The organism is Paenibacillus silviterrae (genome assembly GCF_030167925.1).
In the GTDB taxonomy this organism is placed as follows: Bacteria; Bacillota; Bacilli; order Paenibacillales; family NBRC-103111; genus Paenibacillus_G; species Paenibacillus_G silviterrae.
The window spans coordinates 1,593,891-1,610,289 of the sequence record NZ_JASKUT010000002.1 but is presented as its reverse complement, the minus strand read 5'-3'; the positions used below and the strand labels follow the sequence as shown (position 1 = coordinate 1,610,289).

Below are 16,399 nucleotides of genomic sequence, written 5' to 3'. Positions count from 1 at the left end.
AATAAAACAAAACGCAGCTTGCCCACGAAAGCGGGCAAGCTCGTATTGGTTTGGCAATCGGTTTTTGGCTTTATTATTCAAATACGCTATCGGCAACGTAATAAATTTTCTGCGTATTCGTTTTATTCACGGGATCTGTAACGATTGTAAAATAAACGTTGCCGTTTTTAGTCTGTACTCCTTCAATTTCATGAGTTCCCACATTGGTAATTTTCACAAGGGATTTGTAGGCTCCAGTGTTTGACATCATAACGATCTGCGGAGTATCTCCTTCCGCACCGCCCGATGTATATATTTCCGTACTACCGAGCATATCAAGACCCTGGAAGGATCCGTTCGGTCTGATAATATCGCTGCCCGACTGTGTAAAGCTGGTAATGCAGGCATCTACCGCCGCCGCACTGTCCAATCGTACCTGTTCGTTGCTGTCAAGAAGCTGGTTCAAGGCTACCGTATCGTAAATTGTCCAAGTTACGGTTCCTTCTTTCGTCTGAACACGGAAAATCGTATGGGTACTGTTGCCGCCGCCATCAACACGGTACGTTTCACCTAATCTCGAACCGGTTTCATTAGCGTAATTCATATAAGTGAACCGGCGAAGATCCGTATAATCCACGGTCGTGCCGGGTGAGTACTGGAGTCTTGCTACCTGAAGCGACCAGTAATACGTTGTGTTAGTTGTATCCGCTTTTGAACTGAAATAAAAGTAATTGATCCCGTTGTAGGTATACATGTCGAGCGTTTGGCAATGACCGGTATTCGTGACGGTCATTTCATCGACGTAGGTGGCGTCGCTTCCGTTGATGAGCAATCTGGAGAGATAGCATGTTCCTCCGGACCGCTGGGTCACATAAACATACGTTGAAGCGATGTAAGCCTTCTGTACAGCCACGTTGTGTTTAAGTCCTTTGAGGTTATAAGCAAGAGTTGCCGAAGCGTTGACCGTCTTCTGGGGAGTTGCCGCAAATGCGGGCAAAACAGACATTCCCCAAAGAAGAATGGAGACGACAACCATTGTGAGAGGCAACAATTTCTTTCGAATAAGGCTCAATACTTGAACTTGAAACATCCGGATACCTCCTTTTTTGTGCATTCTTTATAACTTAATCCAAGGTCTCATGCTGCCTTAGCCGTAAGCCGCGAAACGCACCTCCTCCTAGTCGGATGAGCCCTCGAACAAAACAAAAACCCCAACAATAAGATAAGCTCGCAAGCGAACGCATCCAATTGTTCGGGTTTTCTCGTGGACTCCAACCGTCACATTTGTATTCAAATAAGCACATATCGGTAAACGCTTACAAGGCGCTCACATGTTTCATGCTATCCGTTTATTTCCAAAAAGTCAAGGAAAGTTTCAGAGCCTTTTCGAGTAGGTATATGATGTAAATTAAATTTGCTCCTTGATTGCACAACGAATGAACAGGTTGGTTTATACTATGAACATGTACAATAAAACCGCTATGGGAGGGTTCGACAGTGCGAAAGCCCGACGCTTTTTTGAAGCAGTTGTTTGATGAATTGGAGAAACGGCGTGAGGAGCTGAACGAACCGTGGGGGGCAAAAAGGAATCGGGTGCTTTCCGAGCTACAAAAGTCGCTTGGGACATTTGATCTGCCTCATCGAGGGAATGAAGGATTAGATCCGGTTCTGATGGAACGGGTAGAATTGGAGGAAGTAGTACGGGAGCGCGTAGAATTCAGCACGCTTGGCGGCCTACGTATGCCTGCTTATGTCGTGATTCCAAAGGCAATGAAGCCTGGTGAACGCAGACCCGGTGTGCTGCTTTGGCACGGGCACGGGTATGGAAGCCGGTCATTGGTCGGTCTGGACAAGGACGGAAATCCGGGGCCCGAAACCGGTAAGCCATCGGATAACATCGCCTTGGAGTTGGCCCGCCGAGGTCTTGTGGTGCTGGCGCCCGAGATCGTAGGCTTCGGGGACCGTATGCTGGAACGAGATGAACGGCAAGATCCGACATTAGGCAATTCCTGTTACAACTTGTCCGTCTCTTTAATGATGAGCGGAAAAACGACCGCCGGCTTGCGTACTGCGGAAGCACTGCGTGCCGCCGATTATTTGTCCGGCAGGCCGGAGGTTTCGGGGGATCGTCTTGGAACCATGGGGCATTCCGGCGGTGGAATCGTCGCTTCCCTATCCGCTGCTCTCGACCCGAGAATTCAGGCTTCGGTGGTAGGCATCTACCCCAACACGTATCGGGGAAGTATTTTGGCCATGCGGCATTGTTTATGCAATTACATTCCTGGAATTTTGGCCCATGCGGAGATGCCGGACGTTCTTGCACTGATGGCTCCCCGTCCGCTGTTTGTGGAAGCTGGAATCGACGACCCGATTTTTCCGGTAGAAACAACGAAGACGGCTATCGAATATCTGCGTGTCATTTATGACGAGCTCGGGGAAGGCGCTCGGTTCCGTTATGATCTATTTGAAGGCAAGCATGAGGTTAGCGGACGATTGTCCTTCGACTGGCTCGCAAAGACGCTTCAGGCGTAAATCGTCGATCTCCTATCCCCCTTGACTTAGAGTTTACTCTAAGCCCTACAATAAACTCACTAGTGACATCAAAGGGATAGGAGAGATGGGAAATGGAAAACCGTCGAATCATTGTCAGTGAATATGGGGGCCCGGAAGTAGTAAAGCTGATCGAGGAACCGCTGCGGCTTCCGGGGCCGGGGGAGATAAGGGTGAGGATGCTGAGCGCGGGTGTCGCCCTTGCCGATGTAATGCGAAGAGAGGGCGTTTATCCGGCTTCGCCGGAACCCCCCTTTACACCGGGTTATGATGTGGTAGGGATAGTCGATGCTCGCGGTGAAGGGGTGGAGCAGATGGCCGAGGGTGAGCGTGTCGGGCTTCTGTTTCCGGGGACGGGAGGCTATGCGGCATATGTGTACGCTCCCGCGGAAGAGGCGGTGAAGGTGCCGGAATCGGTCGATCCCGCTCAAGCGGCAGCCGTCCTGCTCAATTATGTCACAGCGTATCAGATGCTGCATCGCGTCGCAAAGGTCTCCCAAGGGGATCATATTCTGATCCATGGCGCGGCGGGCGGCGTAGGTTCGGCATTGCTGGAGCTAGGGAGATTGGCGGAGCTGACAATGTACGGTACGGCTTCTGCGGCGAAGCATCCTGTGGTAGCCGCGTATGGAGCCAGCCCGATCGACTACCGTACGGAGGATTTCGTAGATTTGATCCAAAGTAGGGTGCCTGGAGGAGTAGATGCGGTCTTTGACCCGATTGGGGGAGACAACTGGCAAAGATCGATGCAAACGCTCAAGAGAGGGGGGCGTTTCGTAGGTTATGGGTATACCTCATCTTTGGGAGAGGCGACACAGGAGGATTGGATTCGCGATTGGAAGCTGCTCTCGAACCGGCAGCAGACAAGTGACGGCCCCGAGGTGTTTATGTACAGTATCACCACCTTGAAGCAGCAACGGCCGAATTGGTATCATGAAGACGCGACACGGCTTCTTTCCTTATTGGAGAACAGGACTCTGCAGCCGATCATCTCGCATCGGGTACCTCTTTCGGAGGCAGCCCGTGCGCAGCAACTGCTGCATAACACCGGCACCGTAGGGAAGGTTATCTTGACCGGTTTGTAAAGGGAGGAGGACGGACTTTGTATTCCATCGGGGAAATGGCGAAGCTAACGGGAATCAGTGCATTCACACTGCGATATTACGAGAAAATAGGCATTCTTCCTAAGCCCAGCCGCTACCAGGGCCATCGGAGCTACCAGGAGCAGGATTTGCAATATATTCGATTCATTCATGAGCTGAAGCAAACGGGCATGAGCCTGGAGGATATTGCGGCTTTCACCGAGTCGGGATGTCTGCTGGCTTTGCGCGAGGAGGATACGGATATCAATGAGCTGCTTAAGAAACGCATTCAATTTCTCGCACAGCATATGGAAAAGCTGAATCTGAAGATGGAGCAGCTCCAAGGCGTCAAACGGATAGCGGAGGAAAAAAGCGCCTATTACGCTGCGATTTTGAGCCGGCGGGAGGATGCCTGCCGTACAACTGGCAACCATGATCAAGCAAGGGATTAAGCGCTTAACCTTAGAAGAGGGATTAACCCTATCCGAGTGGCGAAAGGAGACATGAAAATGGCAGCATTTCCGATGATAACCGCACATAGCGGGTGCATGGGGACATTAGACAATACAATGGAATCGGTGGAGGCGGGTATTCGGCTTGGGGCGGACGTCGTGGAGGAAGACATTCGAGTTACGCGGGACGGAGTGCCGATACTTGCCCATGATGATCATGTACGCTCGGTTGACGGCACTTGGTACAGCCTCTCCCAGATGACGTATGCAGAAGCTCAGACATTAACTGTGGCTGTAGAGCATAACGGGGCAGTGCAAACCATGAAGCTCCTTCGGCTGGAAGACATCATGCCGCTTATTGCTTCGTCGGGCGTAAAGATGAATCTTGACCTGAAAGCGGATGAAAGCATTGAGTCGACAGCGGACTTGATCCATCGATACGGATTATCTCAATCCGTATATTTTTCCGGCTGTGAACGGGATCGGGCGCTAATGGTTCAGCGGCTGTGCCCCGGGCTGCCGAAGCTGCTGAATGCGGAGCAGAGCTTATTTGCGAAGGTACCCTACGAGGCTGCCATGCGACAAACCTGCCTTGATGCGCTGAAAGCAGAATGCGTCGGGGTCAATATCCATTATGGGCTTGTACGACAGCAGCTTATTGAATATGCAGCGTCTTTAGGGCTGCCGCTTTATGTTTGGACGGTGAACGATCCTTTGATAATGGAGGAGTTTATCGATATGGGCGTATTCTCCATTACGACTCGCAATGTACAGGCACTGGTGGAACTCAAAAACAAACGGACGCGTTCGAGCGGCAATGAGACATGATATCTTTTCGGGCCCGGTCATTTTTTTTACGAGAGAAGAATATAATAATTGAAAGTACAAGCAATGTTGTGATAGGATTTGGGTAAGCGCTTACGCGGTATATATTGCCAATTTAAGCGCATTATGAAAGAACGTGCTTCTGCACAAAAAAAGGTGAACGTTTGTCATTCATTAAACCGGTTTAATAAACCGGTTTAATGAAAAGGGAAGGAGGCGACACGGAAATAATGTCACGTAAGTCATGCAAGCTTTCATGAAGAAGCAAGGCCTATTAGGGTTTTATCCTTTGAAGGGGGTATTTGCATGGTGAAGCGATTATCCGTATATGTCCTTATGCTGCTGCTCGTACTGTTTGCCGCAGCCTGTGAAGACAGCAATGACGCGGCAAAGGCGCCTGCCGACAAGCCGCAGGTCACAGAACCGGTTAAAGCGGGAGAAAAATCAGCACCGACGAAAACGCCAGTTCTTTCTGTAAGCGCTTTAACTGAATCTCCGGTGCTGGCTCAAGCCGTGAAATCCGGCAGCTTGCTTTCTCTCGACAAACGAATTCCTGCAAAGGAAGACGTCATGGTGGAAGGCGTCGTGGAGGAAATCGGCAAATACGGCGGGGAATGGCGCATGCCATGGAAGGGACCGAACGACCGATGGGCTATCGGCAAGCCGACGGAGGAGGCGCTGTTCCGGTTTAAATCGGACGGCAGCGGCGTGGAGCCGAACGTAGCCAAAAGCTATGAGGTCAATGCAGATTCGACGGAATTCACGATTCATTTGCGCAAAGGTATGAAATGGTCCGACGGAGCTCCATTTACCGCAGACGACGTTATTTTCTACTGGGAGCACATGCTGAAGAAAGAAACGTTCGGCAAGAAAATTTATGATGCCTATTATTCAGTTGACCCGGTCACGGGGGAGAAAGCCCTGGCGGAAGTGACGAAGGTCGATGATTACACCTTTAAGGTGAAGCATAAGTATCCTAGCGTACTGTTCTTGGAAAGGGTAGCCATCGACAATAAGTGGTTTTTTGCCCCCGCTCACTTCCATAAGACGATTCTTCCCGAGTTTGTAGGCGAGGAGAAGGCGCTTGAAATTGCGAAGCAGTGGGGCTTTAAGGACGTCAAATCGTTCCTTGTTGAAACAGGGTATTATTTCTGGATCTATCCTCAGATTCCTACGCTGAGAGCATGGCATGCCAAGAACGACCCGAACAGCGACGTGTTCGTCATGGAACGTAATCCGTATTATTGGAAGGTTGACGAGCAAGGCAAGCAGCTTCCCTATATCGACCGGATCAACTTGAAAAAAATACAGGACCCTAACCAATCCCTGCTCGACTCCTTGGCGGGCAATTACGATTTGAACCAATTTACGTTTAAAGATTTCACGGTACTGAAGGAAAATGAGAAGCGCGGCGACTACCGCGTATTGCAATGGACGAATACCGCATGGTCGAGCACCGGCATTCAATTGAATCAAACAACGGAGGATCCGAAGTACCGCACCTTGTTCCAGGATATCCGATTCCGGGAAGCGCTGTCCGTCGCCGTCGACCGCAAAGAAATATCCGAGATTATTACCAGCGGGCTGGGTAAGCCGCAGCAGGCATCCGTACCGAAAGGGCTGGTAGGTTATCAGGAGGGCTGGGAAAACCAGTGGGCTGCCTATGACGTAGCCAGGGCTAACAAGCTGCTCGATGAGATCGGCTTAACCAAGCGGGATAGCCAGAAGTTCCGATTGTTCGCGGACGGCTCCGACTTGGCGCTTACCTTCTACACGGATACGACCACGAACGCTCCGTTTATGGAGCTGATTAAGAAGTATTATGAGACGGTAGGCATCAAAACGGATCTAAAAATCGTAGATCAAGGCACATTACAGGATCTCAAATACGGCAACAAGGTGCCGGCTTTCCCGAATACGGTTAACCTAGTGAATGTAGCGTATCGTCCTGACGAACTGGTTCCGCTCCGGGTACTGACCCCGTGGCTCGGTCATTACGGATTGTATACCCAATCGCAGGGGAAGGAAGGCGTGAAGCCGGAAGGTGACGTAGCCAAAATCCTGGAGAACTGGGATAAAGTGAAGGCAGCCAAAAACCAGGAGGAAATTTTGAAATACAGCAATGAAATCATCAAGCTGCATCAGAAAAATCAATGGGTGATCGGTTATACAGGCCCTACACCGTCGTTGACAGTGGTGAAGAATGACCTGCGGAACGTTCCGAAGGAGCTGGTGGATATCGATGAATTCCGAAATCTGGGCCATGCGCATCCAGCGCAGTTCTTTTTTAAGTAATCGTCAGTGACCCAAGGGGGAGTGACTTCCCCCTTTCTTAAGAAAAGAGGGAGAACGGATGCTGCGATATATTGTTCGAAGATGCCTGCTCATGATTCCTGTCGTATTTGTGATCTCCGTAATTGTTTTCTACATCATTCAACTTCCGCCGGGCGACTTCGTTTCGACTTATGCCGCCAAGATGGCGGCGGCCGGGGATGTCATGACAACGGAGGATATGGCGCGGATGAGGGAGCAGTACGGTCTGGACCAGCCTTGGTTTATTCAATACTTGTATTGGGCCAAAAACATTATTCTACACTTTGACTTCGGGTACTCCTACAACTTCAACAAGCCGGTGACGGCTGTCATCGGACAATTCCTGCCTTTGACGCTGATCGTGTCCCTGGTCACCATGGCCTTCACTTATTTAGTCGCAATCCCGGTGGGTATATACAGCGCAATCAAGCAGTATACCGTAGGAGATTATATCTTCACGGCTATCGGATTTCTGGGCATGGCAACGCCTCACTTCCTGCTGGCGGTTATTTTGATGTACCTCTCTTATGTGTATCTGGGCGACCCGCTGCTCGGACTTTTCTCAGAAGAGCATGCCAACAGCGCCTGGTCGGCTGCGAAGGTGCTCGACCTGCTCAAGCATATGATCATCCCGATTATCGTCATCGGCATGGCGAGTACCGCCGAGCTTATGCGCGTCATGCGAGGACAGATGCTGGAGGAGATCAATAAGCCCAACGTGGTAACGGCCCGCGCCAAAGGCTTGTCGGAAATGAAGATTATACTGAAATATCCGACCCGCGTCGCGATCAATCCCATTATCAGCACTATCGGCTGGTCGCTCACCCATATTTTTACCGGATCGACTATTACCGCAATTGTGCTTAACCTCCCGCTGCAGGGACCCGTTATGTACAACGCCTTGCTTGCGCAAGACATGTATTTGGCAGGGACGTGGCTGTTTTTTATGGCGATTTTGACCGTGCTCGGAACGTTGATTTCGGATATTCTGCTTGCTTGGCTTGACCCGAAAATCCGGACGGAATATCGAGGTGCGTAGCGAATGAAAACGATACTGAAACATCCGACCCAGCTTTTCGGCAGACGCAAGGCGAAGGCCGCGACCGAGGAATATTATAGCTCGCAGTGGCGCTTAATGTACAAGAAATTCAAGAAGCATAAGCTGGCTCGCGTGAGCTTGGTCTTCCTGCTGGTATTATACGCCGTTGCCCTATTCGCCCCATTTATCGCCCCGCAGGGGCTGCTGAGCTATGACAGCCAGTATATTAATACGGCACCTATGACGATACGGTGGATTGATGCGGAAGGGAAGTTTCAGTTGCAGCCGTTCGTGTACGGGCTTAAATCGAGCAGGGATCCGGTCACCCTCCGCAAAATGTATGTGGACGATACGCAAGTCAAATACCCCGTCAAGCTGTTCGTCGAGGGAGAGAGCTACAAGCTGTGGGGGATCATTCCCACGAATAAGCATCTGTTCGGGGTGGATCCGCCCGGAAAGCTGTTCCTGTTCGGAACGGACGGCATGGGACGTGACCTGTTCTCCAGAATTGTGCTCGGCAGCCAAATTTCATTAAGCATTCCGCTGGTCGGCGTAACGATCAGTTTCATCTTGGGCATTGTGATCGGCGGCATATCCGGATACTTCGGCGGCCTGCTCGACTCCATTATCCAGAGACTAATCGAGATCATCCGCTCCTTTCCGACGCTTCCGCTCTGGATGGCGCTCTCTGCCGCCATTCCGCCTAGAATCCCGGTCGTGCAAATGTACTTTTATATCACGATCATCCTTGCTTTTATCGACTGGACGGGGTTAGCACGGGTTGTGCGAAGCAAATTCATTTCCTTAAAAAATGAAGATTACGTCATGGCGGCCAAAATCTCCGGGGTACGCAATATGAAAATTATCCGGGTGCACCTGGTACCGGGCTTCATCAGCTATTTGGTCGTAGCCGCTACGTTGGCGATCCCGTCCATGATTCTGGGCGAAACCGCTATGAGCTTTCTGGGTCTCGGCATCCGCTCGCCGGCCACAAGCTGGGGCGTGCTGCTGCAAGAGGCGCAGCAGATCGAGAATGTCGCCTTATACCCTTGGAAGCTCATCCCGCTGGGCACGGTCATCCTTACAGTGCTTGCCTACAATTTCGTGGGCGACGGCTTGCGCGATGCCGCCGATCCTTACAAGAAATAATGGAAGTGAGGGATTAACCTATGACGGCACATCAGACGGACCCCGGGTCGCCTCTGCTCACCGTTCAAGATCTGAAGATTCACATCCGTATGGATGCCGGCACGCTGGCTGCTGTTGACGGTGTGGACTTTGAAATCAAGAAGGGGAAAACGTTAGGCTTGGTCGGAGAGTCGGGCTGCGGCAAGAGCTTGACCAGCAGGGCGATTATTGCTATCAATCCGAAGGAGTGCGAAACCTCCGGCAGTATTGTGTTCCATGGGAATGCGGCTCCTTCGGCGAAGCCGGCCGATCTGCTGCAGATGGATCCGAAGGGACGGCAAATACGAGCCATACGCGGCAAGCGGATTTCTATGATTTTTCAGGAGCCAATGACCGCCTTCTCTCCGATGTACACCATCGGCAATCAGATTATGGAGGCCATTCTGACGCATCGTACGAAGAATAAGCGTGAGGCCAAGCAGATTGCTCTCGAGATGCTGCGCAAGGTCGGCATTTCCGATGAGGAGAAGCGCTTCGAGCAGTTTCCCCATGAATTCTCAGGCGGTATGCGGCAGCGTGCGATGATTGCGATGTCGCTGTCCTGCAATCCGGAGCTGCTCATCGCCGATGAACCGACAACGGCGCTCGACGTCACGATCCAAGCCCAAGTCCTTGAATTAATGAAGGAGCTGCAGAAGGAATTCGGCATGGCAATTCTGCTCGTTACCCATGATCTCGGGATCATCGCCGAGATGTGTGACGAGGTGGCGGTCATGTATTTAGGCAAAATTGTGGAGCAGGCCCCGGTGAAGGAAATTTTCAATAATCCGAAGCATCCGTATACCAAAGGACTGCTGCATTCCATGCCGAAGCTTGGACGCAAGAATAAGCGGCTGGAGTCGATAGAAGGCACGGTGCCGCTTGCCCTGAATATGCCGCCGATGTGCGGATTTTATGACCGGTGCAAGGACCGGATACCCGGTTTATGCGACAAGAAGGCTGTGCCGTTAACCCAAATCGAATCCGATCATACCGTCCGTTGTTTCCTATATAACGAGGAAGGGGTGGAGGTACGTTATGCCCAAGACGATACTGCAGGTTAACCGGCTCACGAAGCATTTTGAAGGGAAAAAGAGCTTGTTCGGCTTTCGCAAGCATGCCCCCGTACGCGTCGTGTCGGATATTTCGTTCGAGCTTCGGGAAGGCGAGACGTTCAGCATCGTCGGTGAATCCGGCTGCGGCAAAACGACGCTGGGCCGATGTATCGTCCGCGGCATCGATGCGACGTCCGGCGAGGTAATTTATTATCCCGAGCAAGGAGGCAAGCGCGACTTCCTTAAGCTGAAGGGTGAGGAATACAATAACTACCGCAAGGACATTCAGATGATTTTCCAGGATCCGTACTCCTCGTTAAGTCCGAGAATGAGCGTTTTTAATATTATCAGCGAGCCCTTAACGGCCGACGGGAAGCTGAGCAAGGCGGAGGTAAGGGAACGGGTCACGGAAATTGCGGAAAAAACAGGCTTAAACGTCAGCTACCTGGAACGTTATCCCCATGCGTTCTCCGGAGGACAGCGGCAGCGGATCGCCATTGCCCGGGCGCTCGCCAGCCGGCCTAGGCTGATCGTTTGCGATGAAGCGGTATCGGCGCTCGACGTGTCCATCCAAGCGCAAATCATTAACCTGCTTAAGGATTTGCAGGAGCAATACAAAATTACTTACATCTTTATCTCCCACGACCTCAGTGTTGTCGAGCATATTTCGGACCGAGTCGCCGTGATGCATCTGGGAAAAATCGTCGAGCTGGCACCGGCGAATTCGATCTTCGCAAGCCCGGGGCATCCGTATACGGAAGCTTTATTATCCGCTGTTCCGCTACCGGATCCGAACATCCGCAAGGAGCGGATTATTCTGGAGGGAGAAGTGCCGAACCCTGCCAAACCGCCGAGCGGCTGCCATTTTCACCCGAGATGTCCCTACAAAACGGAGAAATGCGTCACCGACGAACCGACCGTACGCGAGATTGCGGATCAGCACTATGTGTCCTGTCATTATGCGGGGGAGCTTGCATTGAAAGGCGTAAATACTTACGAGAAGGTGGAGTAGAAGCATGGAGCCGAAAAAAATCATTGTATTTCTCGACAGCGGAGACACGATCATTGATGAGGGCACGGAAATCCGGGATGAACATGACGTTGTGATCCGGGCGAACGTGATTCCGGGGGCGGATCTCATGGTCCGAACGCTTGCTGAACGCGGGTATACCTTGGCTCTGGTGGCGGACGGGCTGGCCCAATCGTTTAAGAACATGTTCATCCAGAACGGGATTTATGACGAGTTCACGGCGATGATTTATTCGGAAACGATTAAAGCCTTCAAACCGAGCCCGAGAATGTTCAAGGCTGCCATGGGGGCACTCGATCTGCAGGAGAGCGACCGGTCCCGGATCGTCATGGTGGGGAACAACCTTAGCCGTGACATCAAGGGCGCCAACCAAATGGGGTTCACGAGCGTGTTCCTGGATTGGACGCCGAGATATCCGAAGCAGCCTGCGGATGAGAGCGAGCAGCCTGATTACACGATCCATATGCCGATGGAATTGATCGATCTAGTAGAACGATTAAATGAGGAATATGTGGAAGCGGAGCAGGGGAGGGAGAGCATTGAGCGGTAAACCTCGGAGAGCGGGTATCATCGGCTTAGGGAGAATGGCCAACGGTCACATTCGGAATTTGCTAAGCTTGGAGAGGACAGCGATTACGGCTATCTGTGACGTGAATGAATCGGCGGTAAAGAGCAAAGGAGAGGAGCTGGGTCTGCCGGAGCATAAACGGTATCGGAATTACGAAGAGCTCATCGACGATCCGGAGGTGGACTTCGTCATTTCGGTGGTGTCGAACCAGTTTCATTATAATATTTTGAAAAAATGCATCGAAGCGGGAAAGCCGGTCCTATCGGAGAAGCCGTTCACCCGCACGATGGAGGAGGCGGAGGAGCTTCTTGCATTATATCGCGAGCGCCCCATACCGTGCATGATCGGTTTCTCCTACCGCTATGTGCCGGCATTCCGATATATCAAGGGGTTGCTTGAGCGGCAGGAGATCGGCCGTATCCGGCATTTTGCCGCGCACTATTTGCAGGAAGAGAACGTCCCGATGCATAACCAGCCATACGCTTGGCGATTCAGCAAGGAAGCGGCAGGGTCGGGCGTATTGGCCGACATAGGCTCTCACATGATTGATGCGGCCCGTTACTTTGTCGGTGAGTTTCAGACGGTATCGGCGATGATGGCCACCTTTGTCGATGAACGCATCAATCCCCTCACGAACCAGCCGGCGAAGGTGGATGTCGATGACTTCACCAGCTTCCAGGGTGTGCTTGAGGGAGGTGTTATGGGAACCTTCTATACGCACAAGAACGCTGTCGGTACCCGAAATGAATTCAAGCTGACGATCTATGGGGATAACGGAACCATCGAAGCGTGTGTAGAGCAGCCCCAAACGGTCCGCTTGTGTGTTCGCCGTGGTCCCGGAGAGCCGCTGTTTGATCAAACGATCCAGCTTCCTCAGGAGCGCAACCGGGTGATGCTCGAGGATTTTCTTGCCTATATGGAGGATCCGACCATGGTACAAATCCCTACCTTTATGGACGGATATCGCAATCAAAAGGTGCTGCAGCTCATCCTGGAATCGGCTGCCGAGGGCGTTGCAAAGCGCGACTAGAAGCGCAGAAGGGGTGTTCTTATGATCAACGTGACAATATGGAACGAATTTATTGCGGAGAAGGTGAGCGAGCGCACCGCCGCCGTATATCCGCAGGGCATTCACACCGCCATAGCGGAAGGCATTCAGCAGGATGGCTTCCGGATCCGAACAGCGACCTTCGACGAACCGGAGCATGGTCTTACGGAGGAGGTGCTGGCGGAGACGGACGTGCTTGTTTATTGGGGCCACAAAGCACACGCCAAATTCAACGACGAGATTGTGGACCGGGTGCACAAGAAAATACTTCAAGGCATGGGTCTGGTCATCCTGCATTCCGGCCACCACTCCAAATTGTTCCGTAAGCTTATGGGAACGACCTGCGATTTGCTCTGGAGAGAGGCCGATGAGAAGGAGAGGCTCTGGGTAGTGAATCCGTCGCATCCCATCGCGGAAGGGATCGGTCCTTATATTGAGCTGGAGCAGGAGGAGATGTACGGGGAACACTTTGACATCCCGATCCCCGATGAACTCGTCTTCGTCAGCTGGTTTCAAGGCGGTGAGGTGTTTCGCAGCGGCTGCACCTACCGGCGAGGCCAAGGGAAAATTTTTTATTTCAGGCCGGGCCATGAAACGTACCCGACTTACCATCATAAGGATGTACTTCGTGTTATCGCCAATGCCGTCAAGTGGGCGAACCCGGCGGAACGACCAAGGCCGTATTACGGCTTTGCGGAGCAGCTTGAAGCATGGAAGACGGAAACCGGGGAATGATGAAGATTCATTTCCTTGGAACGGCTGCTTATGAAGGCATTCCGTCTCTGTTCTGCGGATGCGAAACGTGCCGGCAAGCCCGCTTGCTCGGGGGCAATAACCTGCGTACCCGCACGTCCGTCCTGATCGATGAGGTGTTTAAGATCGATTTTCCCCCGGATACTTGGTACCATTCGTTGCGTTTCGGTCTGGAGCTGGATCGTATTCAAGATCTGCTTCTCACTCACTCGCATTCGGATCATCTGTACGCCGAGGATATGGCCATTCGAGCGGAGGGGTACGCGAAGTCGGCGAATACTCCGATTCATGTACACGGAAACGATCTCACGCTGCGGCTTTGCGCCAAGCATTTGGCCGGCTTGCGCCATCATTACGTATTTCACCGGGTTCGCCCGTTCGAAACGTATAACACACAAACGGCGACGATCACCCCTTTACCGGCTTCTCACGATCCGATGGAGACCTGTTTAATCTATTATATTGAGAAAGACGGGAAGGCGATTCTGTATGGACATGACAGCGGGTGGTTTCCGGAGGAAACCTGGGCCTGGTTGAAGACTCGGCAGCTGGATCTGGCGATATTGGAATGCACGGTGGGGAGGTCTCCCCACCGGACGAACCATATGAACATTGAGGCTGTGCTTGATGCGAAGCTTTGGTTGGAAGCCAATCAAGTGCTGAAACCAGATGGGTTGATCGTCGTTACTCATTTTTCACACAATGCAGGCTTGCTTCATGAGGAATGGCTGGAGATCTTTGAGCCGCATGGCATTCATGTTGCCTTTGACGGTAAATTAATAATTTTGTGAATTAACAGAAGCAGTCCACCATCAACGGCACGGTGGACTGCTTCTGTTTTTTGGCAAAAGAGGAGCTTTTTCAGCGTATGGAGAAATATACGAATATGATTTATTGAGCATGGAAGGAGATGCGGCCCGTGAATTTACTAATTGTCGAAGATGAGGTTCGTTTGAGAAATGCGCTTGCCAATAACATTCCATGGGAGAAGCACGGCATCGAGGTTGTCGGCAAGGCCGCGAACGGCAAAGAGGCGCTGGAGCTGATTGACCGTAAGAAACCGAATCTCCTCCTCCTGGATCTGCAGATGCCGGAGATGGACGGACTCAGCTTGGCAAGGCGGCTTCGCGAGGCGGATCCGCTGATGAAAATCGTCATCCTCAGCGGTCATGACGATTTTACCTACGCGCAAGCGGCATTGGAGCTTGGAGTCGTGAGCTATTTATTGAAGCCGGCGGGGGACCAGGAGATTCTGGAGACAATGCTCAAGGCGGCCGAGCGGCTCCGGCGCGAGCTGGAGCAGCGGCATAATGAGGACGAGCTCAGACAGAAATGGAAGCTGCATCTCCCCCAGTTGGTCAATGAATTTTTCCAAAGCTGGCTCACGGGTAAATACGAGCTTTGGGAGATCGAACAAAAAAGCAGGAATCTTCAGCTGGACTTGCCCATGGATGCCCGGTACGCGGTAGCGGTCTTCGATATGGATCCGCTGCCCGAGACGGAGACCCGGTTTACGAGGAAGGACGGCCCGCTGCTTCAATTTTCGCTCCTCAGTATTGTAAAGGAGTCGCTGCACGGCATACGCTGCTGGGTATCGACGAACGATGCAGGCTGTACGGTCGTTGTATTTCCGTCCGGGCACGAGGAAGAGCCGAACGTCGTACTTCAGAAGATCAATGCGGTTGCCGAGAAGCTGCTGTTTACCGTCAAAAGCAGCCTCAAGCTGACCGCAAGCGCGGGGATCAGCGGAACGACAGGCACGGGTACAGAGATGAGCAAGCTTTATGTACAGGCGGTTCGCGCTCTGCAGAATCGTCTTGTTCTCGGCCATAACCTGGCCATTCCTTACCGCGGGGAGAAGGGGACAAAGAAGGAGCTATCATGGCAGCCGAATCTGGAGAAAGGGCTGGAGATCGCACTGGAGACAGGGGACGGCGGCAAGGCGCTTGAGACGCTTCACACCCTCTGGAATAACGGGATGGCGCAGGCGGAAACCGCCCAAGAGATGCATGAACGCATCCTGTATTTTTCCAGTTTATTTATTCGGATGATTCATAAGCAAGGCTGGACCGTGCAGGAGGTGGCGGGAGAGGACTACGTCTTCTTCCATAATCACCGAGAGCTGACAGCCAAGGAGCAGGTGCTTTCCTGGCTTCAGCGGATCATCAGGGCGTATCTCCTTTATGCCGGACAGCGGAGAAAATCAACGAGCCATGAAACGGTCAAGACGATTCTGACTCTTGTGGAGAACGAAATCGATCAGGAGATCTCGCTATACTCTGTGGCTGATCGGCTGTATGTCAACTCCTCCTACCTCAGCCGCCTCTTTAAGCAGGAAACGGGCAAGGCCTTTTCCTCCTATGTGCTTGAACGCAAGATGGAAAAAGCCAAGGCGCTCCTGCAGGAGGGGGCACGAATCAACGATGTCGCTGCGGCCGTCGGATACAATGACGTCAGTTATTTTACCCGAGTTTTTCGTAAATATTGGGGCGTTACGCCTGGGGAAATGCGCCAGTGATTTCCCAGCCCTGCTAAGAG

General features: G+C 52.1%; 15 protein-coding genes. 14 read left to right on the top strand and 1 reads right to left on the bottom strand.

Annotated features, from left to right (window positions below):
- Positions 1-73: 73 nt before the first annotated feature.
- Positions 74-1,069: a helveticin J family class III bacteriocin gene (locus QMO62_RS29970; protein WP_284646141.1), complete on the bottom strand. Its 996-nt coding sequence runs from the start codon at positions 1,067-1,069 to the stop codon at positions 74-76.
- 407 nt (positions 1,070-1,476) lie between these two features.
- On the opposite strand from QMO62_RS29970, the gene QMO62_RS29965 reads away from it, so the two are divergent.
- The 14 genes from QMO62_RS29965 (at position 1,477) to QMO62_RS29900 (ending at position 16,379) form a co-directional block, all read left to right on the top strand.
- Positions 1,477-2,511: a dienelactone hydrolase family protein gene (locus QMO62_RS29965; protein ID WP_284646140.1), complete on the top strand. Its 1,035-nt coding sequence runs from the start codon at positions 1,477-1,479 to the stop codon at positions 2,509-2,511.
- 92 nt (positions 2,512-2,603) lie between these two features.
- On the top strand, positions 2,604-3,614 hold the full coding sequence (locus QMO62_RS29960; protein ID WP_284646139.1) for a medium chain dehydrogenase/reductase family protein: 1,011 nt from the start codon (positions 2,604-2,606) through the stop codon (positions 3,612-3,614).
- 17 nt (positions 3,615-3,631) lie between these two features.
- Complete coding sequence (locus QMO62_RS29955; protein ID WP_284646138.1) at positions 3,632-4,063, top strand: MerR family transcriptional regulator; 432 nt, start codon at positions 3,632-3,634, stop codon at positions 4,061-4,063.
- A gap of 57 nt (positions 4,064-4,120) precedes the next feature.
- Positions 4,121-4,891 carry a glycerophosphodiester phosphodiesterase gene (locus QMO62_RS29950; protein ID WP_284646137.1) on the top strand — a complete coding sequence of 257 codons (771 nt, stop codon included), beginning with the start codon at positions 4,121-4,123 and terminating at the stop codon, positions 4,889-4,891.
- 303 nt (positions 4,892-5,194) lie between these two features.
- Positions 5,195-7,183, top strand: coding sequence for an ABC transporter substrate-binding protein (locus QMO62_RS29945; RefSeq protein ID WP_284646136.1), 1,989 nt, complete (start codon positions 5,195-5,197; stop codon positions 7,181-7,183).
- 58 nt (positions 7,184-7,241) lie between these two features.
- Positions 7,242-8,240: an ABC transporter permease gene (locus tag QMO62_RS29940; RefSeq protein ID WP_284646135.1), complete on the top strand. Its 999-nt coding sequence runs from the start codon at positions 7,242-7,244 to the stop codon at positions 8,238-8,240.
- 3 nt (positions 8,241-8,243) lie between these two features.
- Entirely contained in the window at positions 8,244-9,389 is a 1,146-nt protein-coding gene (locus QMO62_RS29935) for an ABC transporter permease (RefSeq protein WP_284646134.1), read from the top strand.
- A 20-nt stretch (positions 9,390-9,409) separates the two neighbouring features.
- Complete coding sequence (locus QMO62_RS29930; RefSeq protein WP_284646133.1) at positions 9,410-10,471, top strand: ABC transporter ATP-binding protein; 1,062 nt, start codon at positions 9,410-9,412, stop codon at positions 10,469-10,471.
- Positions 10,446-11,474 (top strand): ABC transporter ATP-binding protein, encoded by a 1,029-nt coding sequence (locus tag QMO62_RS29925; protein ID WP_284646132.1) that lies wholly within the window; start codon positions 10,446-10,448, stop codon positions 11,472-11,474. The genes QMO62_RS29930 and QMO62_RS29925 overlap by 26 nt, the downstream gene beginning before the upstream one ends.
- 4 nt (positions 11,475-11,478) lie before the next feature.
- Positions 11,479-12,042 (top strand): HAD family hydrolase, encoded by a 564-nt coding sequence (locus QMO62_RS29920; protein WP_284646131.1) that lies wholly within the window; start codon positions 11,479-11,481, stop codon positions 12,040-12,042.
- The gene (locus QMO62_RS29915) at positions 12,032-13,090 is read left to right on the top strand and encodes a Gfo/Idh/MocA family protein (RefSeq protein ID WP_284646130.1); all 1,059 of its coding nucleotides are present in this window, start codon (positions 12,032-12,034) and stop codon (positions 13,088-13,090) included. The genes QMO62_RS29920 and QMO62_RS29915 overlap by 11 nt, the downstream gene beginning before the upstream one ends.
- A gap of 21 nt (positions 13,091-13,111) precedes the next feature.
- Complete coding sequence (locus tag QMO62_RS29910; RefSeq protein ID WP_284646129.1) at positions 13,112-13,843, top strand: ThuA domain-containing protein; 732 nt, start codon at positions 13,112-13,114, stop codon at positions 13,841-13,843.
- Positions 13,840-14,652, top strand: a complete 813-nt coding sequence (locus tag QMO62_RS29905; protein WP_284646128.1) for an MBL fold metallo-hydrolase — start codon at positions 13,840-13,842, stop codon at positions 14,650-14,652. Before QMO62_RS29910 ends, QMO62_RS29905 begins: the two co-directional genes overlap by 4 nt.
- 128 nt (positions 14,653-14,780) lie before the next feature.
- On the top strand, positions 14,781-16,379 hold the full coding sequence (locus QMO62_RS29900; RefSeq protein ID WP_284646127.1) for a response regulator: 1,599 nt from the start codon (positions 14,781-14,783) through the stop codon (positions 16,377-16,379).
- Positions 16,380-16,399 lie beyond the last annotated feature (20 nt).

Excerpts from the sequence above, each read along its gene's own strand:
- QMO62_RS29940 (WP_284646135.1), top strand. The coding sequence starts at position 7,242 with ATGCTGCGATATATTGTTCGAAGATGCCTGCTCATGATTCCTGTCGTA.
- QMO62_RS29925 (WP_284646132.1), top strand. The coding sequence starts at position 10,446 with ATGCCCAAGACGATACTGCAGGTTAACCGGCTCACGAAGCATTTTGAA.
- QMO62_RS29905 (WP_284646128.1), top strand. The coding sequence starts at position 13,840 with ATGATGAAGATTCATTTCCTTGGAACGGCTGCTTATGAAGGCATTCCG.
- QMO62_RS29950 (WP_284646137.1), top strand. The coding sequence starts at position 4,121 with ATGGCAGCATTTCCGATGATAACCGCACATAGCGGGTGCATGGGGACA.
- QMO62_RS29930 (WP_284646133.1), top strand. The coding sequence starts at position 9,410 with ATGACGGCACATCAGACGGACCCCGGGTCGCCTCTGCTCACCGTTCAA.
- QMO62_RS29960 (WP_284646139.1), top strand. The coding sequence starts at position 2,604 with ATGGAAAACCGTCGAATCATTGTCAGTGAATATGGGGGCCCGGAAGTA.
- QMO62_RS29970 (WP_284646141.1), bottom strand. The coding sequence starts at position 1,069 with ATGTTTCAAGTTCAAGTATTGAGCCTTATTCGAAAGAAATTGTTGCCT.
- QMO62_RS29945 (WP_284646136.1), top strand. The coding sequence starts at position 5,195 with ATGGTGAAGCGATTATCCGTATATGTCCTTATGCTGCTGCTCGTACTG.
- QMO62_RS29910 (WP_284646129.1), top strand. The coding sequence starts at position 13,112 with ATGATCAACGTGACAATATGGAACGAATTTATTGCGGAGAAGGTGAGC.
- QMO62_RS29935 (WP_284646134.1), top strand. The coding sequence starts at position 8,244 with ATGAAAACGATACTGAAACATCCGACCCAGCTTTTCGGCAGACGCAAG.
- QMO62_RS29920 (WP_284646131.1), top strand. The coding sequence starts at position 11,479 with ATGGAGCCGAAAAAAATCATTGTATTTCTCGACAGCGGAGACACGATC.